Raw genomic sequence first — 24,150 nt, 5'->3', positions numbered from 1 at the left:
GACAAAGGACAAAGGACAAATGACAAACAACAAAGGACAAATGAGTAAGCTAGTTATCTTCAGCTTGTTGGGAGGAGACTTAAATCAAGGATTTCCTGTTGTCACGGCTCAACTTTGGCACAATAACCAATTATTTAAAATAACAGGGAGTCTGCCAGCAGTACCAGAACTTTCCGAGATATACAGAAGATGGAAGTTACTCTACGAAGCTGTCCATCAACGTTTGGGCAGCAATCAACGTATAAAAGTGCATTCACAAGATATTACCAATATTTCTGTGAATGATTTCGATGAAGTGTGTCATCAGTTACAAATACATATAAATACTTGGTTGAAATCTGAACCCTTCCAAAATATTGAACGACAGTTAAGAACTCTACTCAGCCGAGATGATGAAATTAGAGTTATTGTTGAAACAAATATAACTTTACTGCATCGGCTACCTTGGCATCTATGGGATTTTTTTGAGCATTACCCTAAAGCTGAATTAGGTTTGAGCAATCATGAGTATGCATCTCCTCAGGTAGTGCAAAAATCTACCACAGTTAAAGTCAACATTTTAGCAATTCTCGGTAACAGTTTTGGTATTGATATTGATAAAGACCGTTCTTGGTTGCAAGGTTTAACAGATACTCAAACTACATTCCTTGTCGAACCTACACGAAAAGAGCTTGATGAGCAATTGTGGAATCAGAATTGGGATATTCTGTTTTTTGCCGGGCATAGCGCTAGTATTGCAGATGGAGAAATAGGGGAAATTTACATCAATCAGACAGAGAGTTTAATAATTTACCAATTTAAGAATGCACTTAAGACAGCAATTACACGCGGTTTAAAATTGGCAATTTTCAACTCCTGTGATGGCATTGGTTTGGCACGAAATTTAGCTGATTTGAACATTCCCCAAATGATTGTGATGCGGGAAGGGGTACCAGATTTAGTAGCACAGGAGTTTTTGAAAAACTTTCTTGTCGCTTTTGCGGGTGGAAAGCCATTTTATCTGGCTGTGCGAGAAGCGCGGGAAAGACTTCAGGGATTGGAAAATGACTTCCCTTGTGCTAGTTGGTTGCCAGTGATTTGTCAGAATCCTACAACTGTTCCGATAACTTGGCAAGAACTGCGCGGTGGTTGGGGTGACACCGAGACTCGCGGCGAAGTTTCGACTCAGAGCATAATTTCGACCCCAAAGACGAAAAGCACAATTGCAACTCGAAAGTGCAAACTTTGGACTGTACTGCTGAGTACTGCTATTGTGACTCTTTCAACGATAGGTCTGAGATACTTGGGGTTTTTTGAAAAGGCTGAACTGCAAACTTTTAACCAAATCTTCGTCCTGCGACCAAAGGAAGATTTAGATCCAAGATTGCTCGTTGTTGAAGTTACCGAAAAAGATATTCAATCCCGACAAGAGACGACCACAGGAGTGAAATCTATTTCGGATAGTACGTTAGCTCAATTACTCAACAAATTACAAAAGTATCAACCACGAGTCATTGGACTGGATATTTATAGAGATTTTGCTGACCCCCGAAATGAATCAAAGCCGATACAACTTGCTACTGAACTGAGCAAAGAAAATATAGTAGTTGTCTGTAAAGGCAGAGATCGTAAACACGACCCCGAAGGTGTTAAACCACCTCTTAAAGTCCCTGTAGAACGTCAGGGTTTTACTGATGCAATTCAAGATATAGATGGTATCGTGCGTCGCCAAATTATGATGATGGCACAAGAGCCTTCGTCTGCTTGTACAACGCCTTACTCACTTTCGTTGCAATTAGCTGCTCGTTATTTATCTTACGAAAATATTCAACCCGATCTAAATGAGGATTATGTACAATTTGGTTCTAAAGTATTTAAACGCTTAAAACCAGGCCGCAGTGGTGGCTATCAACAAAGAGTTGATTTAGGCGGAATTCAAATACTTGTTAATTACCGTAATGCAGATTACGCAAGAGTTTCTTTAGCAGATGTACTGAGCGATCGAGTTAACTTTGATTTGCTCAAAGATAGGGTAGTTCTCATTGGAGTGACAGCTAACACTATCAGCGATACTTGGTCAACTCCCGACTCTGCTGCACAGCAACCTTACCAGGAAATACCAGGCATATTTATACAAGCGCAAATGGTCAGCCAAATTGTGAGTGCAGTTTTAGACAGACGTCCAATTCTTGGGGTTTTGCCTTTCTGGTGCGATATTGTTTGGATATGGGCATGGTCGAGTGTGTCTGGTCTGATTGTTGGGTGCGTATGTCGTTCACTACTCAGTAAAAGATGCGCTATATTTGTGATAATTATCATTTTATATGGAGCTTGTGCGATCGCGCTGTGCGCGGCTCCTTTTGGAAGCATCGCTGTTTTAAAACAAGGGGTATGGTTGCCATTTATTCCCTCAGCCTTTGCTGTGGTTGCAAGTGGTGTTGTAGTTATATTGGCGTTGCATAATAAAAGGATGAATTAAGGTGTTCTACTGTGTATTGTCCATACTGTGAGTCTACTGAGATTATCTTATTCCAAATCTGTAGATATGCTTAAATACTCAATTCGATTATTACTTCACTATTTAAAATATAGAGAAATACCTGTACTTAGCTGATTCATCCCGCATTTATGTAACGCCGACTCCTAAGTAGCCTTTCTTTTAACTCCTGAAAAAATGAGCGAATCGGGAGTCCTAACTCCTGAATTCTGTTTTAATAACATTAGTCACACGATGCAGTTACTGATTTTTGAGGGATGCTATGTCAGGGATAACTCAAGATTGGTGGTATTGGTATAGTAGTTTGATGGTAGCAAGTGTGTTAATTGCTTCTTTACAGGATAGGGTTTTTGCTCAAATTACCCCAGATAACACCTTACCCAAGAACTCTAGCGTCGCCAGGGATGGAAACACCTTTAATATCACTGGAGGAACGCAAGCAGGAAGTAATTTGTTTCACAGCTTTAGAGAGTTTTCTGTTCCTAATGGTGGCACTGCTTCTTTTAATAATGCAGGAGATATTCAAAATATCATTACTAGAGTCACAGGTGGTTCCATTTCTAATATTGATGGATTAATTCGCGCTAACGGCACCGCTAATCTATTTCTGCTTAATCCCAATGGCATTATCTTTGGAGCGAATGCACGATTAGATATTGGTGGTTCATTTTTAGCAACCACAGCCAGCAGTTTCAAATGGAGCGATGGTAGCACCTTCAGCGCTACCAATCCCCAACCTCCCTCTAAATTACTAGCAATTAATCCTTCTGCACTGTTTTTTAATCAACTGCAAGCTGCCAAAATTGAGAATAGGTCAACCACCAATGCGGGAAATAATCTCAAAGGGTTGAGAGTCCCAGATGGGCGAAGTTTGTTGTTAGTAGGTGGAGATATCGTCCTTGATGGTGGCTCCTTGAATGCTTTAGGTGGGCTAGTAGAATTGGCAGGAGTTTCTGGTAATGGGACTGTGGGATTAAATGTTGATAGTCAAGACCTGAGTTTGAGCGTCCCTGATGATGTACCAAGAGCCGATATCTCTTTGAGTAATGGCGCAGTAGTGGATGTGCGTGCCGGTGGGGAAGGCTCAATTACAGTCAATGCCCGGAATTTAGATTTAAAACAACAAAGTCAACTTGTTGCTGGCATTAAGTCAGGTTTGGGTACAGCAACGGCTACGGCAGGAGATATTAAAATTAATGCTACCGATACTGTCTTTTTGGATAACAGTTTAGTTAATAGCACAGTAGAAAAAAACGGGGAGGGCAAAGCTGGAGGTGTATCGATTACCACAGGTTCACTAGAAGTGACCAATGGTGCCTTACTGAGTGCCAGTACCTTTGGAAAAGGGGATGCAGGCAGTGTCACCATTTCTGCTAGAGATACTATCAAGTTTGATGGTGAAGCTAAAAAAAATAGATCTGAAACTGGGGCATACAGCCGAGTCTACTCTGGAGCAGAGGGCAATGCCGGAGGTGTATCGATTACAACAGGCTCACTAGAAGTAACCAACGGTGCCCTACTGAGTGCCAGTAACTTTGGTGGAAAAGGGAATGCAGGCAGTGTCACCATTTCTGCTAGTGATACTATCAAATTTGATGGTAAAGGTAAAGGTCAGGATGGATATTACAGTGGGGCATACAGCCAAGTCAGACCTGGAGCAGAGGGCAATGCCGGAGGTGTATCGATTACCACTGGCTCACTAGAAGTAACCAATGGTGCCCAACTGAGTGCCAGTACGTTGGGAAAAGGGGATGCAGGCAGTGTTAGCATTTTTGCTAGAGATGCGATCAAGTTTGATGGTGAAGCTAACGATGGATCTTACAGTGCGGCGTACAGCGAAGTCATCTTTGGAGCAGAGGGCAAAGCCGGAGGTGTATCGATTACCACAAGCTCACTAGAAGTAACCAATGGTGCCCAACTGAGTGCCAGTACGTTGGGAAAAGGGGATGCAGGCAGTGTTAGCATTTTTGCTAGAGATGCGATCAAGTTTGACGGTGAAGCTAACGATGGATTTGACAGTGGGGCATACAGCCGAGTCTACTCTGGAGCAGAGGGGAAAGCCGGAGGTGTATTGATTAACACTAGCTCACTAGAAGTAACCAATGGTGCCCTACTGAGTGCCAGTACTTTTGGAAAAGGCAATGCAGGCAGTGTCAACATTACTGCTGATACTATCAAGTTTGATGGTGAAGGCAGGTCCCTTAACAGTGGTGCATACAGCCGAGTCATCTTTGGAGCAGAGGGCAACGCCGGAGGTGTATCGATTAGAACAGGCTCACTAGAAGTTACCAATGGTGCTCTACTGAGTGCTGATACGTTTGGAAAAGGGGATGCAGGCAGTGTCACCATTTCTGCCACAGATACTATCAAGTTTGATGGTGAAGATAAGCATGGATTAGACAGTGGGGCATTCAGCGAAGTCAAGCCTGGAGCAGAGGGCAAAGCCGGAGGTGTATTGATTACCACTGGCTCACTAGAAGTAACCAATGGTGCGGTACTGAGTGCCAGTACGGTTGGAAAAGGGGATGCAGGCAGTGTCATCATTACTGCCACAGATGCTATCAAGTTTGATGGTGAAGGCAAGAACAAAGATGGATTTGACAGTGGAGCATACAGCCGAGTCTACTCTGGAGCAGAGGGCAACGCCGGAGGTGTATCGATTACCACTGGCTCACTAGAAGTTACCAATGGTGCTCTACTGAGTGCCAGTACCTTTGGAAAAGGGGATGCAGGCAGTGTCAGCATTACTGCTAGAGATACTATCAAGTTTGATGGTGAAGGTAGTAAGGATAGATTTAACAGTGGTGCATACAGCCGAGTCTTCTATGGAGCAGAGGGCAATGCCGGAGGTGTATCGATTAGAACAGGCTCACTAGAAGTTACCAATGGTGCCCAACTTGATGCCAATACGTTTGGAAAAGGGGATGCAGGCAGTGTCACCATTACTGCCACAGATGCTATCAAGTTTGATGGTGAAGGTAGTAAGTATGAATTTGACAGTGGGGCATTCAGCGAAGTCAAGCCTGGAGCAGAGGGCAAAGCCGGAGGTGTATCGATTACCACTGGCTCACTAGAAATTACCAATGGTGCCCGACTTGATGCCAGTACGCTTGGAAAAGGGGATGCAGGCAGTGTTACCATTACTGCTACAGATGCTATCAAGTTTGATGGTGAAGGCAAGGATGGATCTGACAGTGGGGCATACAGCCGAGTCTACCCTGGAGCAGAGGGCAAAGCCGGAGGTGTATCGATTACCACTGGCTCGCTAGAAGTTACCAATGGTGCCCGACTTGATGCCAGTACTGAAGGAAAAGGGGATGCAGGCAGTGTCAGCATTTTTGCTAACACTTTTGAAGCTAGCAATGGTGGTCAAGTATCCACCATCACTTCTGGTAAATCCAACGCTGGTAATATTACATTCCAGGTCAAAGACAATATTACCCTCTCTGGTTTAAAAACTGGTCTATTTGCCAGTACCAGTGAAGGTTCTATTGGTAATGGTGGTAATATCATCATCGACCCCAGAATCATGACAATTCGAGATGGTGCTGTAATTGCCGTTGATAGTCAAGGAGAAGGTACTGGCGGTAATATCCAACTGGCCGCAGGCTTCCTTAAACTAGAGCGAGGCACAATCTCCGCTGCAACTCGCAGTAACACTGGTGGTAATATCACTCTTAACGTGCAAGAGTTATTATCATTACGCGATCGCAGTCAAATCACTACCAATGCAGGCGTTGAGCAGTTTGGTGGTGATGGTGGCAACATTACCATCAATGCCCTCAATGGTTTCATCCTCGCCGTCCCCAGTGAAAATAGTGACATCACTGCTAATGCTTATAAAGGCAAAGGTGGTATAGTAGAGATTCAAGCCAATGGCATTTATGGTATTGAGTTCCGTGAAAGTCCAACTCCTTTGAGTGACATCACTGCTAGTTCAGAATTTGGTAGACAAGGCACTGTAGAACTTAACACCCCATATATTGGCCCTAACAATGGGTTAGTGCAATTGCCAACAATACCAGTTGACACCCAAGTAGCTCAAGGCTGCTATAGTCCAGATTATGCCCAAAACCGATTTGTGATTGCTGGACGCGGCGGACTCCCCATGAGTCCCACTGAACCATTACAAGATACAAGTACTCTATCTGCGTGGGTGAGATTAAGACCAAAACCAGCAAATGCTAAAACAACAATTTCCCCACAACCAATAGCAGTCTCAAATACTACTAAAGTTACTGTGACGACAATTGTGGAAGCTACTGGTTGGGTAGTTAATCGCAATGGAAATGTAGAACTCGTGGCACAAGTACCTGGTGTCACCCCTCACAGTTCTTGGCAAACTCCTGCTTCTTGTCCTGCATCTCGCTAAGGTGTGAAATATGCATCCATTTGCACTAACCAAGCGACTCCTTAGATTTGCGCTAACAAATGTAGTCCTATTTACCCTTGCTTTTTCCCTAACTATTATCCCCAGCACATTCGCCAAACAACCCCAGACAAATTCACCCGCCGGATTCTACACCCAAAATACCAAACCCTCAGCCATAATCCCACAGCAACTTGTCTCTCAAGGAGAAGTACTTTATCAAGCTGGACGCTTTGCTGAAGCGGTAACTATTCTACAACAAGCTGTCCGTATCTATCAACAACAAAGCAATAACCTTGCACAAGCCGCAGCGCACACTAACCTCTGTCTTGTATACCAGCAACTCGGTTCCTGGAAAGAAGCTTATGCAACTATTGACAATAGTTTAAAATTACTTGGCTGGGATGAGATAAATCAAAAGTTAAATGTCAACAATCCAAAATCTGAATTGTTAGAAATTCTTGCACAAACTCTAAATATTCAGGGCGAATTGCAACTAGAACAGGGACAAACTGATGCATCTATAAAAACATCACAACAAGCAGAGCAAATCTGGAAGAAATTAGGTGACAATGCTGGAGTAACGCGCAGCCGTATTAACCAAGCACAAGCCTTACGAGTTGCTGGTTTTTACCGCCGTAGCTTAAATATATTGAATGAAGTATCCCAACAATTAATTTCCCAACCTGACTCAATTGTAAAAGTAACAGCTTTGCGATCGCTTGGCAATGTGTTACAACAATTAGGCGAACTTGAGTCATCCCAGAAAAACTTACAACAAAGCTTAGAAATCGCTCAACGTCTACAACTGCCTCTAGAAATTAGTTTGACGGAATTTAGCCTCGGTAACACTGCTAGGTCGTTAAGTAATATTAAAGAGGCGATCGCTCATTATGAAAATGCTGCCAAAATTGCACCAAACCCTCTAACCAAAGTTCAATCCCTGATTAATCAGCTGAGTTTGCTTGTCGAAAACGAACGCATCACTGAAGCAAAGTCATTAATACCCACAATCCAATCTCAAGTCCCCAATCTGCCTACCAATCAAGCTGGTATTTATGCACGGATCAATTTTGCTCAGACTTTGACCACAATTGGTAATAAAAAAGACATTGTAGAGATTCTGGCAAGTAGCGCTCACGAAGCTAAAATAATCGGCGATGAACGTGCCGAATCCTATGCACTGGGCAGCTTGGGAGAAGTTTACGAGCATAACCAACAATTGCAAGAAGCACAGGATTTGACGCAGCAAGCCTTATTTCTGGCTGAAAAAATCGATGCCTCAGATATAGCTTATCGCCTTGAGTGGCAGTTAGGACGCTTACTCAAAGCACAGGGAAATATCCCAGCCGCCATATCTGCTTATGATGCTGCTATAACAGATATTCAGTCTCTTCGCAGAGATTTAGTTGCAGTTAATCGAGACGTGCAGTTCAATTTTCGCGATCGCATAGAACCTCTTTATCGGCAGTCTGTAGAGCTGATTTTACAAGAGATTGGACAAGGAAAACCAGATTTAGATAAGGCACGACAGCGAATTGAAGCCTTGCAAGTTGCAGAACTCGACAACTTTTTCCGAGAAGCTTGCTTGAGCAATCAATTTGTGGTATTAGACAAATTAGTAGACCGCGACAACCCGTATACTGCTATTTTCTACCCGATTATTCTAGATAACCATTTAGAAATTATTATCAAACTTCCCAATCAAACATTGATGCATAAAACTTCTAAAGTCAATCGTCAGCAGGTAGAGCAAGTTATTACAAAAATACGAAAGACAATAGTCGAACCCGATGCTAATCAGAAATTTAAAGCAGCTTCTCAACAGCTTTATAATTGGTTAATCAAACCAGTTGAAACAGACCTTAAAAATAGTAAAGTTAATACTCTAGTCTTTATTCCAGATGGGTTGCTGCGAAATATACCAATGTCTGCATTGTATGATGGCAAAGAGTATTTAGTCCAAAAATACTCTGTAGCTATTAGCCCCGGACTGCAACTATTTACTCCCAAACCTTTAGCACACAAAAAATTAAATGCCCTGGTTGGAGGACTATCACAACCACCCAAAAATGAAAAGTTTGCACCACTTCCCAACGTTTTGGTGGAACTGAAATTAATTCAGGAATCAGGCGTATCGACAACTACATTATTGGATAAAAATTTTACCAGTACAAATTTAGCAAAAACTATCAACGCTCAACCTTTTAGAGTTGTTCATTTTGCAACTCACGGGCAATTTAGCTCTAAAGCAAAAGACACTTTTATATTAGCAGCTGATGGACGCATCAATGTGAGTGAATTAGATAGCTTGCTCAAAAGTAGAGAGCAAAAACGAACAGAGCCAGTTGAATTACTTGTTTTAAGTGCTTGCGAAACAGCAGCAGGAGATAACCGAGCTGCCTTGGGATTAGCAGGAGTTGCCCTGCGTGCAGGTGCGCGGAGTACTTTAGCCTCCCTATGGCAAATTGGCGATAACTCCACAGCTTTATTTATTGAGGAATTTTACCACCAGTTAGTGACTGGTAAAACTACAGCAGAGGCCTTACGCTTTGCTCAATTAAAATTACTTGAAGCTCCTGAATATAACCGTCCGATGTACTGGGCACCCTACATTATAGTTGGTAATTGGTTGTAGAAATCTAGGCTTATAGATATTTTACTGTATATGAAATTATTCGCGGTTTGGTAATTTCATTAGAGGCATCGTAGCAATATCATCCAGATTGATGGATTGCAATAAACTTTGCCAATCTTCCTCAACAAATGTATTTCTATAATTAGAAATGCGTATTTGTGCTAGCATATTTAAAGCGTCAAACCAAATCCCTTTTTCAGCATAGATTATAATCTTTTGTCGAGGCTCATTTGCGGCTTCTATTTGTTGGATAACACGAGAATCTAAATTAATTCTTTTAATGTCCCCTTCTACATATACAGGAATACTTGCTGCCTCTTTGTTACAATGTACTTTTAAATACCAGCGATATGTCTTATCTACTTCTAACGAAGCAGCAGTACTAGGGAGAGAAATACCAATGACACTTGGCTTTGAAGGTAGGGCGATCGCATTTCTATAAACATCATTTTCGGCGCTATCCTGTAAGCTAAATTCAGCGCTTGAGTTAGACAAATCCTTAATATAAGGGATATAAAACCAAAACGTAGGCCGTTCTGAAGTGGTTAGTCCCTCTACAATCCCGATAATTGACTTGTTTTTCTGTTCCCCAACCTTTTGTTCCTCTCGAAATGGTACTAAGGCAGTGAGGGGGGTTGGAACCGCAGGGCAATTATCTCGACTACCCATTCCTGCTCTACGCCCAGATACAGGACTTAATGAAGCAGGTGCTTTTGGCAAAATAAAAACTGGTCGAGAGGTAGGTTGTTGAGGTGAAGTCCTACCTTTGGCTGGTTGCACAGGCTGCTTGGTCGTTGCTGGTTGTTTAGTTTGGCCTGTTACCTTTGTTGGATAATAGGTGACGCTGCTCAAGATCAGAGCAATTGTTAGCATCCATTTCATATTCCTAGATGCTACCCGTACAAACGCATAGATACCCCTAGACATTTCACTCTCCTATTAATAAAAGAAATTTAGCTTGGAATCCTCTATTAACTATACGTATCAGTACGATCAACTTATGCACAAGCAAAGATATCAAAAAATTTCTAGCTACTGGTATGACTTGCAAAAAAAATGATATTCTTCAGCTATAGCACGTATTGTTGTCAAGTATACTGTGTGTGATTGAAATTAGGTTAAAAAATATTAAGCTAACTGTTATTGAAAGCTCAAGACTTATACGTAATTTTCACCGCTAATCAAGACTCAGCATTGCTTTGCGACTATTTGGAGTCCTCATGGCGGCTCCAGATAGTGAATAAACTCATCTCACTGCTACCAATTAAGAATTAGAAGGTTCAGCTAAAAGCCTCTGATTTTCCACAGGGAATAAACTTGTCTCACTGCTACCAATTAAGAATTAAAAGACCCACAGTGAATAAACTCATCTCACTGCTACCAAGTTAAAAATTAAGTAAAACGGTGTGGAAAAACAAAGCTATGTTAACAAAAATTAAAGAAACTCAAACCCTCTTTCCTCTTGCCTCCTGCCTTATCCCAACGATAAATATTCACATCGACCTACTTAGAGGAAAGAGTACCTATTTTTTACCAAACCTTCTTGTCACACCGTCATGACTGGCAGTTGGACACCCGACTAATTATGTACAAACGATTTTGGAGGAAAAATTATGTTTGATAAACAATGTCAACCTCCTGTGAGCATGAAGTAAAGGGTAGAAACACATTTTCTAAGCTTGCTGATTGACAAAATTCTCGTTAAGGTAAAAGATTTTATGTTCAAAATTGCCCAACCTTCTGAGATTAGTAAAAAAACTCCTCAAGTCAGTAAACAATATGGTGTTGCAATTGAGCGACAAGTCTGGTCAAAGGTAATTGATTAGACTTCTTGCAGAAGTCGGCAAAAGGGTGAAGAAACAACTATTTCCTTTTAACCTTTTTCCCTTCCCCAAGAGTGCAAAAATATTTTTGCAAGGGGTTTATTGAGTGCGATCGCTATTCGTCTTAGACGCGATCGTTTGAAGTCTCAAACTAAATTTGTCAATTTGTAACTTCTAAATACTTAACTAGAGATTGAACAATGCCTATACAACCAACCTATCCAGGCGTTTACGTAGAAGAAATCAAGAGTGGAGTACGCACGATTACAGGCGTATCTACCTCTATTACTGCCTTTATTGGTCGTACCTTACGAGGCCCTATAGACGAGCCAATTACTATCAACAATTATGGCGACTTTGAACGCATTTTTGGAGGATTGTGGCTGAATAGTACCCTTGGCTATGCTCTACGAGACTTTTACCTCAACGGTGGTAGCCAAGCAATTATTGTCCGACTCACTCACTCTAAGCTGAAACAGGCAGAAGGCCAAGCTCCACCAGAAGGTCAGGCTCCACCAGAAGGTCAGGCTCCACCAGAAGGTCAAGCTCCACCAGAAGGTCAGGCTCCACCAGAAGGTCAGGCTCCACCAGAAGGTCAAACTCCAGGACAAACCGAACCCACAGCTAAGAAAGCACAACTAAATGTTAATGGTCTCAACTTAGAAGCAGCAAATGAAGGCAGCTGGGGAAATCTCTTAAGAGTGCGGATTGAATATCTAGATGTTAATGTAGTACGAGATGCAGAGTCACAAAAACTATTCAACATTAAAGTTTTTGATAAAAATACAAATCAACTAGAATTATTTCGCAACGTATCGGTGCTGCCAAATCATCCCAGACGAGTAGATAAAGTTTTGTTGAATGAGTCTTATTTAGTTCGATTTAGAGATGAATCTGTGCCAACAGATAGACCAGCTGCTCATGCCGATCCAACACCGGATAAAAGATTGTGGGATGATAACGATACCAACACCAAAGCAGAAGAAAACAGTGGTGCGGATGGTGACGATCTAGATGTGAATGATTTCACAGGGTTAAACAAAGAAGCAAATAAACAGGGTCTTTACGCTTTATATAAAGCTGACCTGTTTAATATGCTTTGTATTCCGCCTTATAAAAATGATGGCAATATAGATTATGACTCTTTAGTCGATCCAGCAGCAGAATTTTGTAAAGACCGTCGCGCATTTTTCATCATCGATCCGCCTACTAGTTGGACTGATAAGGATAAGGCCAAGAATGGTATTCAGAACTTTGGCGAACCGACTAGTTATGCTGCTGTTTTCTTTCCTCGAATCAAGCAGCCAAATCCTTTACGGGAAAATCAAATAGAAGAATTTGTTCCCTGTGGTGCGATCGCGGGTGTATTTGCTCGTACTGATGTTGAACGCGGTGTGTGGAAAGCTCCAGCAGGTACAGAAGCAACACTGACGGGTGTACCCCAATTGAGCGTACCTTTAACAGACGCAGAAAATGGGGAATTGAATCCTCTGGGAATTAATTGTTTGCGAACTCTACCAGCTTTTGGTCGGGTGATTTGGGGATCGCGGACGCGCAAGGGAGATGACCGTCTTACCGATGAATGGAAATATATTCCAGTTCGCCGTTTGGCGCTTTTCTTGGAAGAAAGTCTTTATCGTGGTACGCAATGGGTTGTCTTTGAGCCAAATGACGAGCCGTTGTGGGCGCAAATTCGCTTGAATCTTGGGGCTTTTATGCATGGTCTCTTCCTTCAAGGAGCTTTTCAAGGTGGTAAGCCGGAAGATGCTTACTTTATAAAGTGCGATAAAGAAACAACAATCCAAAATGATATTAACTTAGGAATTGTCAATATCATTGTTGGTTTTGCTCCCCTCAAACCAGCTGAATTTGTCATTCTCAAGATTCAGCAAATAGCCGGACAAATAGCAGTTTAAGGAGAAATATATGCCTTCTATTGACAGTAAACGTATTGACTACTACAAAAACTTTAAATTTGTTGTGAAATTCGGTAGTACAGAAGTAGCTGGGGTAAGTAAAGTCAGTGGTCTGAAGCGAACTACTGAGGTTATAGAACACCGCTCAGGTGGCGACTTTAGTACCGTTTATAAGTCTCCAGGACAAAGCAAGTACGATCCCATCACCTTAGAACGAGGTGTTAGTAGCAAAAATTCTGATTTTGAAGAATGGGCAAATAAGGTCTGGAAGCTTGGTAGTAAACCAGAAATGTCTCTGGCAGATTTCCGTAAAAATATCACTATTGAGGTTCGTGACGAAGCTGGTGAGAAAGCGGCTTCATATACAGTTTTTAGTTGCTGGGTTTCGGAATATCAAGCTTTACCAGACCTTGATGCTAGTGCTAATGCTGTCGCTATCGAGTACATAAAGATAGAAAACGAAGGTTGGGAAAAAGCTTCATGATTAACTAGGCTTAGTTAATCAGATTTAATTGTTCAACCAGCAGGGAAATAGACTATGCGATCGCTATCAACCTCAGAACTGTTAAATATCTGGGAATGGGGACGTAATCAGCCATCTTGGTCTAAAGCAATCAAGCTACTAGCTAGTGCTTGTCCTGATACCTCCATAGATACGCTTACTCAACTCAGTCTCGGTCAGCGTGATGCTATGCTGCTGACATTGCGAGAGTGGACATTTGGTTCGCAACTGGTTAGTCAAGTGACCTGTCCAAGCTGTGGTGAAGTCTTGGAACTTAATTTTGATGTTGCAGATATGCGTGTAGCATCACTGTCACTTGAACCAGTTAAGAAATATTGTCTTGAGCTTGCTGATTATCAGGTGAGTTTTCGTCTCCCAAACAGTTTAGATATGATAGCGATCGCTGAACACAAACAGCCAGAGATTGCCCAAGAGATTTTATTAGAACGCTGTATTTTGCAAGCAGTGTGTAATGGTGAATATCTACCGTTTCAGCAATTACCATCTCATGTGAGAGATGCAATTATTGCCCAAATGGCTCAAGCAGATCCTCAAGCAAATGTACCAATTGATATTTCCTGTTGCGCTTGCAACCACCAATGGCGATCGTTATTTGACATTGTGTCGTTCTTCTGGGCTGAGATTAACCCTTGGGCGTTTCGAGTTTTGCGAGAAGTACATACTTTGGCTGCTGCTTACGGTTGGCGTGAAGCTGATATTTTGGCTATGAGTCCCAGACGGCGACAATTGTATTTAGAGATGGTGACGAACTGATGAGCAATTATCTCTTTGATTTGATAGCTAAAAGCTTTAACTTAATCGATACAGTTCAACCTCTTGTATTATCAGTCTTTGAACCGTTACCGGAGGCTAACCTTGACTGGGAGCCATCGATTACCACAGAATCAACTGAGTTAGAAACAATATCACAAACGGATAGATTTTCTAATTTTGAGATTTTGCAATCGTTGGAGGAGCGATCGCCTGCAACAAATTTGCAAATATCTGAAGAGATAACTAACCCGTTTTTAACTAATTTTTCTTCAACACCTGTTCAAGCTTCCCAACATATAGCATACAAGCCTGATTTAGAATTATCCTCTAATTGGCCTTTTTCAGAGTCGGTACTGACTCAAATCAGTACTAATAATCAGCAATTGACTTTAAATACAGAGCAAAAAACCAGCACTACTCCACCAACTTTTGCTCCTGTTATATCACATAAACAAGCAAATCCAATTAATTATGCTGTTGATTTTGTCCTATCTTCAAATATTGATAATCATCAGCAATTAGCTTCAAACACAGAGCAAAAAATAAGCACTACTCTACTCAATTTTCCTCTTGCTCAATTATCACAAAAGCAAGTAAATTCAATTAATCCTATTGTTTATTCTGTTGAAACTTCAGATATTGATAATCAGCAAGTAACTTCAAGCACAGAGGGAAAAAAAAGCACTACTCCACTCAATTTTTCTCCTGCTCAATTATCACAGAAGCAATTAACTAAAATTAATCCTATTGTTTTTTCTGTCAAACCTTCAAATGTAGCCAATTGGGAATCATTTCTCACTCACCCTTTTCTAGAATCAGAAATACTTTCAACGACTGTAAATCAAATAATACCTTATCCCAAGACAGACGTATTGAAGTCTGCACTTGTATCACAAACAAAGACTTTTCTATCGAATCGTCTCATTCCTGTACAGACTCCAGAATCAAATACTTCTCTCTCTAACCTAATCTTTAAAGAGAGCCAGCTTACACCTAAATTTTTACCCCAGCAACCAATTGGCATTAATCGTCTAAGTTTATCTTTACAATTACCTAGAAAGTCAGATTTACAAATACCTTTCAACAAAAACCCAACAAAGTCAGTAATATTTACATTTGCTCACCAAGAGAAAACATTTTCGCAGCCAAGTCTAAATACTACAATTTTAAAGACTGCGATCACAAAGGAAAATAATGCTCCTGTCTCAAAGTTAGTTGGAGAAAAATCAGAAGAACTGACAACTCAATTATTAAATAACCAATCGATTGAAATTAATCGCTCAGCTTCTCTTTATCCCTTAGCAAAGGTATTGGATCTCAAACAATCTCTTTCGCAAATACAACCAGAAACTAGCACTATCTTATCAATCCCTAGCGTTCTACAACCGGGAAAATCTGCAACTGAAAACTTATATAAGCAACCTACAGAAATTAATCCAGTCTTTATCCGTTCTCAGTTACCACAGTCCGAAAGTTCTGAGGCATTTCTCGCTCAACTTCAATTAGAACTAACAGCGATACCTTTGGTAAGCTTTGCTAACGCATCTGCTATTACTCAATTGTCACCTTTAACACCTGTGATTGCAGTTGAAACTAACACTCATGCTTCTACTTTAATTCAACCACAGCAACAACTTGCAAGTGAATTACCACAAAAGCGTTCGCTAAAAACAGAGAATATCTCAACTTCAGAAGTATTATCAAGTCAAATTATAGAACAACCAACAGCGATACCTACCCTGCGGGAACCTCTTCTCTACGAGACGCTACGCGAACGAGGAACGCCAAGCTTTACTAACGCATCTGCTATTACTCAAGAGTCGCCTTTAATACCTACAATCACGATAGAAACTAATACTCCCAGTTTTACTTTAATTCAACCACAGCAACAACTTGCAAGTGAATTACCACAAAAGCGTTCGCTAAAAACAGAGAATATCTCAACTTCAGAAGTATTATCAAGTCAAATTATAGAACAACCAACAGCGATACCTACCCTGCGGGAACCTCTTCTCTACGAGACGCTACGCGAACGAGGAACGCCAAGCTTTGCTAACGCATCTGCTATTACTCAAGAGTCGCCTTTAATACCTACAATCACGATAGAAACTAATACTCCCAGTTTTACTTTAATTCAACCACAGCAACAACTTGCAAGTGAATTACCACAAAAGCGTTCGCTAAAAACAGAGAATATCTTAACTTCAGAAATATTATCCAGCCAGATTGTAGAACAACCAACAGCGATACCTTTGGTAAGCTCCGCTAACGCACCTGCTATTAATCAAGTTTTGCCTTTAACACCTGTGCTGACGGTGGACACTAGCACTCCTGCCTTAAGTCCTGTAATTCAACCAGAGATTGCACCAGTGGCAATAGCATCTATTATTGATAGGACGTTATCGAATTCACACAAACAGAGCTTAACACCTACAATTGCTACAGAAACAATTGCTGAACCACAGGAAAAACTTACGTCTAATGTGCCAGGAATTCAGCAGATATTTGTTCACAAAAATGTTTCATCAATGCAGCCACTTCTGTCAAATGGCTCTGCTAAACTATCTTCACTTCAGACAAACAGTTCTACTACACAATTCGTAGATAATCTATCATCGTCTGTTACTTCACAACCGACAACTCAGCTAACTGCAATTAATTCAGATATAATACCAACTCCTGCTTTATATCCTTTAACTTCACGAACTGACATACAATCGCAAATAAACTTTTCTGACTCTCACTTGTCTGATTTCCATAGGGAAAAAGCTTCTGCTCAGGAAGTCTGCTCACAAAACTATAATAGGAGCGATCGCAAACATATTGCTATCCAGAAAGTTGGCGTTGTCGAACAGTGGGATGAATTGGGGCAAGTTGGGGAAGAGATGAACGTTAATTACGCCCATCATCCCGTAAATATGCAACACCAGCAAATTGATCCTCATGAAGGTATATTGACCAGCCCAGTTGAAAACTTAGGCGTTGCTGAATATAGGGATGAATATCTCACGCAAAGGCGCAAAGACGCAAAGGAAAATCCATTAAATCATTCCGCATTTATGCAACGCCAAAACTTAATATTACCTGAGAACGCATCTCCTAACCTTTTTATGTCTGCGGATAGATTCAAAAATCGCAAACATATTGCTACCCAGAAAGTTGGCGTTGTCGAACAGTGGGATGAATTGGGGCAAGCTGGGGAAGAGATGAACATTAATTATGCCCATCATCCTGCAAATATGCAACGGCAGCAAATTAATCCTAATGAAGGTATATTGACCAACCCAGTTGAAAACGTAATATTGCCTCAGAACGTATCCCCTAACCTATCTATGTCTGCGGATAGAGGCAGAGATAGGGTAGAGTCTTCTTACTTTAGGCAATTAGAAGAATCTGATTTAAGACCTCTCTCTGATCCTATCAATGACCTCACTGTGAAAAATTTGTCAGTTATTGCACGTAGTAGCAAAAAACTCCAAAAGCGATCGCTAACAGAATATGAAACACCACCTGCGATTCAAGTCACAATTGGTCGGTTAGAAATTCGTAGTGCAGCCCCAGCACCACCTCCGCCTCGACCAAAGCCCCGTCCAGCACCATCTGTGATGAGTTTGAATGAGTACTTGCAACGACGTGCTAGAAGGGGGTAAGCGATGAGCAACGCTTTAGCTATTGCGGCTGTCACAATTACATTGCGTCACTTGCTCCAGGAAAGGTTTGACGTTGAGAGTTCGGGGGGAATCACTGTGACGACACGACCATTGGATAAGGTGCGAGATAGTACTGTTAGTAGTGGTGACCAAGTTAATCTATTTCTCTACGACACTCAAATCAACCCAACTTGGCGGAATATGGATATTCCTTCTCAAGTAAAGCCTGGTGAAACAGGAGGGCAGCTTTTGCCGTTGAACCTCTACTACTTGCTGACTGCTTACGCTCAAAATGATGACTTTCCAGAACCTACGAGTCATCGTCTGTTAGGTGTGGCGATGAGTGTTTTTAATGACCATCCGAAGATTACTTCTGCGGATATTAGGGCAGCCTTGCCTACAACCGATTCTTCAGAGTACGACCTTGACTTACAAGAAGAGCAGTTGCGAATTGTTTATCAACCGCTATCTGTGGAAGAGGCGTTTAACCTGTGGTCAACTTTTCAAGTACCTTATCGAGTTTCAGCTGCTTATGAAGTGTCAGTAGTGCTGATTGAGAGTAGCTTGCCTGCAAAAACTCCGCTACCAATTATTAGACTTCAATCTGATGATCGCGGCCCAATTCTGCAATCAAACCTATTGTCTCCCTTGCCCACACTAGTTTCTCTGCAATTGCCTAACCAACAAGCTAGTGCGAGATTGGGTGATATTCTCATTCTTAATGGTTTCCACTTAGATAGTGAAAATATAGTTATATCTTTTACAAATATCCGTTTAGAAATTTCTCTAGAAGTGCCATCTTTAGCAGAGAGAACGGCAACATATATAAAAGTCCAATTACCTGATGAGCCTGAAAACTGGGCAGTGGGTTTTTATTCTGTGGTAGTCAAAGTAACGCCGACTGGCGAACCAAGTCGCACTACCAATGAATTATCTTTTGCCTTAGCACCAAAAATTTTGGATATCATACCACGACAGGCAACAGCAGACGCTAATGGCGAAGTAACGCTCACCCTGATTTTAAGCCCCCAAGTGCGACCAAGACAGAGGGTGGCATTATTGTTAGGCGATCGCGAAGTATTGGCTCAACCACATCCAAATCAAACAGACAGGCTGGAGTTTCGGATTGCAGGTGTTACACCGGGTGAGTATTTTGTGCGGGTGCGGATTGATGGAGTAGATAGTTTACTGGTAGATCGCACAGTGACACCGCCTGTTTTCGACCAGAATCAGAAGGTGGTGATTTTATGAATAACCTCGATTGTTGGATAGCAAACAATGAAGAATACCTAGCAAATGCAATGGCTTGGTTACGCTGGCGTTTATGTGAGCTTGCACAGTTACCTGATATTGAGAAGCCTAAAGTAACAGAAATGGCAATGGCGGAAGGGATGAATCCACCCCCAGCGCTGCTTCTCTTAAGTCAAAAATTAGATTTATCTGACTTTGAACAACAGGTTTTACTGTTATGCGTGGCAATGGAATTAGATCCAGGTATAGCGCGTCTTTGCGCCAGAGCTTTAGATAATTCTCATCAGCCTTATCCTACCTTTGCGTTGGCTTTATCACTATTCGAGCAACCCACTTGGGACGCCCTTTCTTGGGAACGACCTTTGCGTTACTGGCGATTAATTGAAATTCATCAGTCAGGAGTTCAACCTCTGACTACGAGTGGTTTACGGGTAGATGAACGTATATTAAGTTATATCAAAGGATTAAATTCTTTAGACGATCGCTTGGTATCATTATTGATGCCACTGCAAACAGAAGAATGGGCTGTAAAATTACCCCCATCTCAAAATGCTGTTGTCGAAACAATTATTCTGCAACTGCACCAAACCCATAAAGGACAACGCTTACCAATTATTCAGCTAGTGGGGGCAGATGCCCTCAGCAAGCAACTAATAGCCCAACATGTAGCAGCCCAACTAGATAAATATGTCTATCGTTTGGCAGTAGAATTATTGCCCACCCAGGCAGGAGAGTTAGAGACAATTGCTCGTTTATGGCATCGGGAAAGCTTGCTATTGCCGCTTGCTCTATATCTAGATGCCCAAGAGGTTGACGCTAAACCGACTACAGAAGGACAAGCACTTCCCTTGCAGCGATTTATTACCCGCAGTGGTGGTCTACTTTTCCTTAGCACTCGTGAGGTTAGGCAATTGGGTCTGCCCACAATTGTCGTAGATGTTGAAAAGCCAACAGCCAGGGAACAAAAAACAACTTGGACTGAGGCATTAGCAGCAGTGGCAGATAGTAGTCCGCAGGTTCTGGCGACTCAGTTTAACCTCAATTTAGTCAAGATTGAGCAGATTGCCCAGCAAGTGTTGGGGGAAATGCCGTCGCAGGAAGAAGACTTAACCCCCCCAGCCTCCCTTCCCTGCGTTAGCGAAGCGGCACGAAGTGCGGGAAGGGGGGAGGAAGAGGAGGACTCCCCTCTCCTACAAGGAGAGGGATTGGGGGAGAGGTTCAACGAATCGGCTTGGAGAAAAACCTTGCGTGGTAAGCTTTGGTCAGCTTGTCTTGTTAGTACTCGTCCGCAGTTGGATACTTTAGCTCAACGCCTTGACCCCAAAGCGACTTGGGATAATATTGTCCTACCAGCAGAGGAGACAAACTTGCTGCATCAAATTGCTGACCAAATCCGGCAGCGCAGCCTAGTTTATCAACAGTGGGGTTTTCACAACCGCATGAATCGGGGCATGGGCATCAGCGCCTTGTTTGCCGGAGAAAGCGGCACAGGGAAGACAATGGCGGCGGAGGTGATAGCCAATGATTTGCAGCTAAATCTTTACCGGATTGACCTTTCATCTGTGGTCAACAAATACATTGGAGAAACGGAGAAAAATCTGCGGCGTTTGTTTGATGCGGCGGAAGATGGCGGGGCAATTCTGTTTTTTGATGAAGCGGATGCTTTGTTTGGGAAACGTTCTGAGGTGAAGGATAGCCATGATCGGTACGCCAATATTGAGGTGAATTATCTGTTGCAGCGATTGGAGGCTTATCACGGTTTGGCTATTCTAGCAACGAATCTCAAGAGTTCGTTAGATTATGCCTTTATGCGTCGCTTGCGGTTTATTGTGAATTTTCCCTTTCCGGGTGTGGCTGAACGTCAGGTGATGTGGCAAAAGGTGTTTCCACCAGAGACACCAGTACAGGAATTAGATTTTAATCGTTTGGCACGTCTGAATATGACGGGGGGCAGTATCCACAATATTGCTTTAAATGCGGCGTTTCTGGCTGCTGGGGCTGGTACGCCTGTGACGATGCAGTTGGTGTTAGCGGCAGCGCGGGCTGAGTTTCGCAAGTTGGATAGACCAGTCAATGAGGCAGATTTTCGGGTTTTAGCACCTACGGGGGTAAGAGTATGAATATCAATATTGATATAGAGAAACTGATTTTAGAGGGAATGCCGATTTCTCGTAGTCAGGCGCGGTTGTTGCAAGCAGAGGTAGAGAGTGAATTGGCGAGATTGCTAGCTAATGAAGGTTTACCAGACAACTTGCTCTCAGGTGGGGTAGTGCCTGGTGGTGCGATTCAAGTAAAGCCTGGAACTAATACCACCCAAATAGGGCGACAAATAGCACAAGAAATATATCGAGGAATGAAACCATGACTAGTAAAAGAATTGCCCAAACTAATCAGCACCAAAATGGTGAAAAATCACAAGAAAGCGGAATTTTACAGCGTGCCGCCGTTCGTTCTGTTTCAAAGGCAGAGGCGCAATCAACAGATGATAAAGAAGCACAACCATTAAGTAATTCAGCTTTTTCTAAAGACTTTAGCCGAGTGCCTATCAGCACAACTAAACCACAGCAGATTATGGTGAAGCAGATGGTAAGTCCACTAGTGCAGCAGAAGAACACGCTAGCATCTGTGCAATCAGGAGAAGGTGAGCCGATTCAACGACACAAGATGTCAGGGGTATCCAACGAGAGCATTGGTGCATCTGAGAAACATAAGGAAAACAAAACAGGTTTGCCCAATCACCTGAAAACGGCGGCTGAAAACTACTCCGGTTATTCATTGGATGATGTGAAAGTCCACTATAATTCCCCCAAGCCCGCCCAGTTGCAGGCGTATGCTTATGCACAAGGTACGAATATCTATGTAGCACCTGGTCGGGAAAGAGATCTTAGACATGAAGTAGGGCATGTGATCCAGCAAAAGCAGGGACGAGTGAAGCCGACCATACAAGCAAAGGGAATGGCGATTAATGACGATCTGGGGTTAGAGAAGGAAGCGGATGCAATGGCATTGAAGTTTATGCAGAGGAGAGAAATAGAAAATTATAATCCCTCAACGAGAGTGAAAATGTTGGAAGTGGTGCAGCAAAAAATGGCAAAAACAGTTTTGCCAACGTCGAAGTTACCGCAACACCTCGCCACTGAAACCCCAATAGTCCAAAGGATGCCTTGGACAATGGGTTTTTCAGAAGGAGAATTGGAATCAGAGGAGTACGCAGATCGGTTTCAGACATACGCAGCTATCCACTTCTTAGATCCCTACAATGCGAAGCCGAACCAGGAATGGCAATACTTAGGAAAGACAAAGCCTAGCACGACACAGACTCATGGAGAGGAACATGCGGAAGACGTGGCGATAAGAAAGATAATAGAAAATTGGAATAGGTTCAGTAAGCGTGGGGTGAATCGAGTAGCACTGACACTTACAAAGTCACCGTGTACGTCGGTACAGAGGAATGGCTTACCGGCTACGTCTTCAAAGACACAGAGAGCAGGATGTGCGGAAGTTTTGATAGGAGTGGAAACACGGGGCATCACGCATAATAAAGAGACGAAAAGCTTCCACTTAATAGTGATATGCAAAGGAATGTACGCGCCAGCCATTCCAGGGAAGTCACAAGCACAAGTAGAACAAGCAGGTCGGGAAGCGATAGACGAGATGAAGAATGCAGGGATAGATGTAAGCGGAGATGTGTGGCCGGCAGCTCGGCAGAAGAGACAAGTATGAAGAAAGGTAGAGAGAGAAAAAAAAGGTAAGGAAAAAGGGCCGCAAAGTTTTGATAAGTCGGAAAAAAAGAAGGAGAGTGCGATCGCAGTCACTCTATAAAACAAGAAATTAACATTGATAGAACACCTTTAAATAAAGAGCGATTGCTCATATATGAAAGTTGATAAACGTGCGATCGCGCCATTATTTACTGATTCAACCTGACCTCAAAGCGATCGCCCATATATGAAAGTTGATGAACGTGCGATGGGCTTCGCCCCGCCTTCGGCGATCGCACCATTATTTACTGATTCAACCTGACCTCAAAGCGATCGCCCATGTATGAAGGTTGATGAGCGTGCGATCGCATATCTTGTAGGGAACGCAAGTGATAGCTTAAAGCACCGCCACTATCACAATTAACAGTGCGATTGCCGATCTTGTAGGTTGGGTTGAGTACCGACACCAAACAATAAAATTACACCTAATTTATTTTCCCAATAACTCAAAGAAAGTTTCCTTGTCAATACCAATATCCTGAATCATGCCCATTAGAGTCCCTTGTTTAAGGTCTTTTCCCGAATGAATAGGAACAACAACCCTTTGTCCATGACTATCCTTGTAAATAGCATGACTCCCCTTTTGACGGTCAAGATAAAAACCTAAATTTTCGATGACTTTGATAAATTCTTTAGCTTTGACACAGGGAAAATTACTCATGCCAAGATACTTAATGACTTAACAATTAAATCTTCTCTAGGAATTGACTGATTATCAGCCCTTAAACTTTCAAGATATAATTCAATAGCTTCTGTAATATTCTCAATGGCTTCTTCAAAAGAATCTCCTTGAGAATGACAACCTTTTAGGATAGGACAAAAAGCGTGATAACCTCCATCTGATTCTTTTTCCAGAAGAACTGTGTAATTGTAAATTTGTTTATTGTTGTTGTCCATATGTTTTCAACCTGTTTGTGATCTACCTACTTTTAACTTAGACTGATTCCATAATAAAGGCTTTTAGGTTATGTTGGTGAAAGCAGTGCGATC

At 42.2% G+C, this 24,150-nt stretch carries 15 protein-coding genes and 1 pseudogene; 12 read left to right on the top strand and 4 right to left on the bottom strand.

The annotated features are described in order from the left end of the window. The first annotated feature begins 40 nt into the window (after window positions 1-40). From LC653_RS29465 to LC653_RS29450, 4 genes and pseudogenes are all read left to right on the top strand, one after another. Window positions 41-2,458, top strand: a complete 2,418-nt coding sequence (locus tag LC653_RS29465; protein WP_372478241.1) for a CHASE2 domain-containing protein — start codon at window positions 41-43, stop codon at window positions 2,456-2,458. A 42-nt stretch (window positions 2,459-2,500) separates the two neighbouring features. Continuing rightward, window positions 2,501-2,593 (top strand): annotated as a pseudogene (locus LC653_RS29460) (IS1 family transposase); the annotation flags it as partial. Between the two features lie 145 nt (window positions 2,594-2,738). Beyond that, window positions 2,739-6,848 carry a two-partner secretion domain-containing protein gene (locus LC653_RS29455; protein WP_229498192.1) on the top strand — a complete coding sequence of 1,370 codons (4,110 nt, stop codon included), beginning with the start codon at window positions 2,739-2,741 and terminating at the stop codon, window positions 6,846-6,848. Window positions 6,849-6,858: 10 nt separating this feature from the next. Further along, complete coding sequence (locus LC653_RS29450) at window positions 6,859-9,483, top strand: CHAT domain-containing protein (protein WP_229498191.1); 2,625 nt, start codon at window positions 6,859-6,861, stop codon at window positions 9,481-9,483. Between the two features lie 36 nt (window positions 9,484-9,519). Here LC653_RS29450 and LC653_RS29445 read toward each other — a convergent pair whose 3' ends face one another. Next, complete coding sequence (locus LC653_RS29445; protein WP_229498190.1) at window positions 9,520-10,356, bottom strand: DUF928 domain-containing protein; 837 nt, start codon at window positions 10,354-10,356, stop codon at window positions 9,520-9,522. A 1,150-nt stretch (window positions 10,357-11,506) separates the two neighbouring features. On the opposite strand from LC653_RS29445, the gene LC653_RS29440 reads away from it, so the two are divergent. From LC653_RS29440 to LC653_RS29405, 8 genes are read left to right on the top strand one after another with little or no spacing between them, the layout of a single operon-like run. Then, on the top strand, window positions 11,507-13,222 hold the full coding sequence (locus LC653_RS29440) for a phage tail sheath family protein (RefSeq protein WP_229498189.1): 1,716 nt from the start codon (window positions 11,507-11,509) through the stop codon (window positions 13,220-13,222). Window positions 13,223-13,232: 10 nt separating this feature from the next. After that, window positions 13,233-13,706 (top strand): phage tail protein, encoded by a 474-nt coding sequence (locus tag LC653_RS29435; RefSeq protein WP_229498188.1) that lies wholly within the window; start codon window positions 13,233-13,235, stop codon window positions 13,704-13,706. A gap of 54 nt (window positions 13,707-13,760) precedes the next feature. Further along, window positions 13,761-14,498, top strand: coding sequence for a T4 family baseplate hub assembly chaperone (locus tag LC653_RS29430; protein WP_229498187.1), 738 nt, complete (start codon window positions 13,761-13,763; stop codon window positions 14,496-14,498). Further along, window positions 14,498-18,148: a hypothetical protein gene (locus tag LC653_RS29425; RefSeq protein ID WP_229498186.1), complete on the top strand. Its 3,651-nt coding sequence runs from the start codon at window positions 14,498-14,500 to the stop codon at window positions 18,146-18,148. The genes LC653_RS29430 and LC653_RS29425 overlap by 1 nt, the downstream gene beginning before the upstream one ends. A 3-nt stretch (window positions 18,149-18,151) precedes the next feature. Next, window positions 18,152-19,399 (top strand): Pvc16 family protein, encoded by a 1,248-nt coding sequence (locus tag LC653_RS29420; protein WP_229498185.1) that lies wholly within the window; start codon window positions 18,152-18,154, stop codon window positions 19,397-19,399. Next, a complete protein-coding gene (locus LC653_RS29415; RefSeq protein ID WP_229498184.1) occupies window positions 19,396-21,519 on the top strand; it encodes an ATP-binding protein in 2,124 nt (707 codons plus the stop codon). Before LC653_RS29420 ends, LC653_RS29415 begins: the two co-directional genes overlap by 4 nt. Beyond that, window positions 21,516-21,764 (top strand): hypothetical protein, encoded by a 249-nt coding sequence (locus LC653_RS29410; protein ID WP_229498183.1) that lies wholly within the window; start codon window positions 21,516-21,518, stop codon window positions 21,762-21,764. Before LC653_RS29415 ends, LC653_RS29410 begins: the two co-directional genes overlap by 4 nt. Then, a complete protein-coding gene (locus tag LC653_RS29405; protein ID WP_229498182.1) occupies window positions 21,761-23,122 on the top strand; it encodes an eCIS core domain-containing protein in 1,362 nt (453 codons plus the stop codon). The genes LC653_RS29410 and LC653_RS29405 overlap by 4 nt, the downstream gene beginning before the upstream one ends. A gap of 283 nt (window positions 23,123-23,405) precedes the next feature. On the opposite strand, the gene LC653_RS29400 is transcribed toward LC653_RS29405, so the two are convergent. From LC653_RS29400 to LC653_RS29390, 3 genes are read right to left on the bottom strand one after another with little or no spacing between them, the layout of a single operon-like run. Next, a complete protein-coding gene (locus tag LC653_RS29400; RefSeq protein ID WP_229498181.1) occupies window positions 23,406-23,570 on the bottom strand; it encodes a hypothetical protein in 165 nt (54 codons plus the stop codon). Between the two features lie 20 nt (window positions 23,571-23,590). Then, window positions 23,591-23,821 carry a type II toxin-antitoxin system HicA family toxin gene (locus LC653_RS29395; RefSeq protein ID WP_229498180.1) on the bottom strand — a complete coding sequence of 77 codons (231 nt, stop codon included), beginning with the start codon at window positions 23,819-23,821 and terminating at the stop codon, window positions 23,591-23,593. Beyond that, on the bottom strand, window positions 23,818-24,057 hold the full coding sequence (locus tag LC653_RS29390; protein ID WP_229498179.1) for a type II toxin-antitoxin system HicB family antitoxin: 240 nt from the start codon (window positions 24,055-24,057) through the stop codon (window positions 23,818-23,820). Before LC653_RS29390 ends, LC653_RS29395 begins: the two co-directional genes overlap by 4 nt. Between the last annotated feature and the right edge of the window lie 93 nt (window positions 24,058-24,150).

The organism is Nostoc mirabile CHAB5784 (assembly GCF_020829645.1).
Taxonomy (GTDB): domain Bacteria; phylum Cyanobacteriota; class Cyanobacteriia; order Cyanobacteriales; family Nostocaceae; genus Nostoc; species Nostoc mirabile.
The sequence above is the reverse complement of the archived record's forward strand: the minus strand, read 5'-3'. Positions and strand labels throughout refer to the sequence as shown.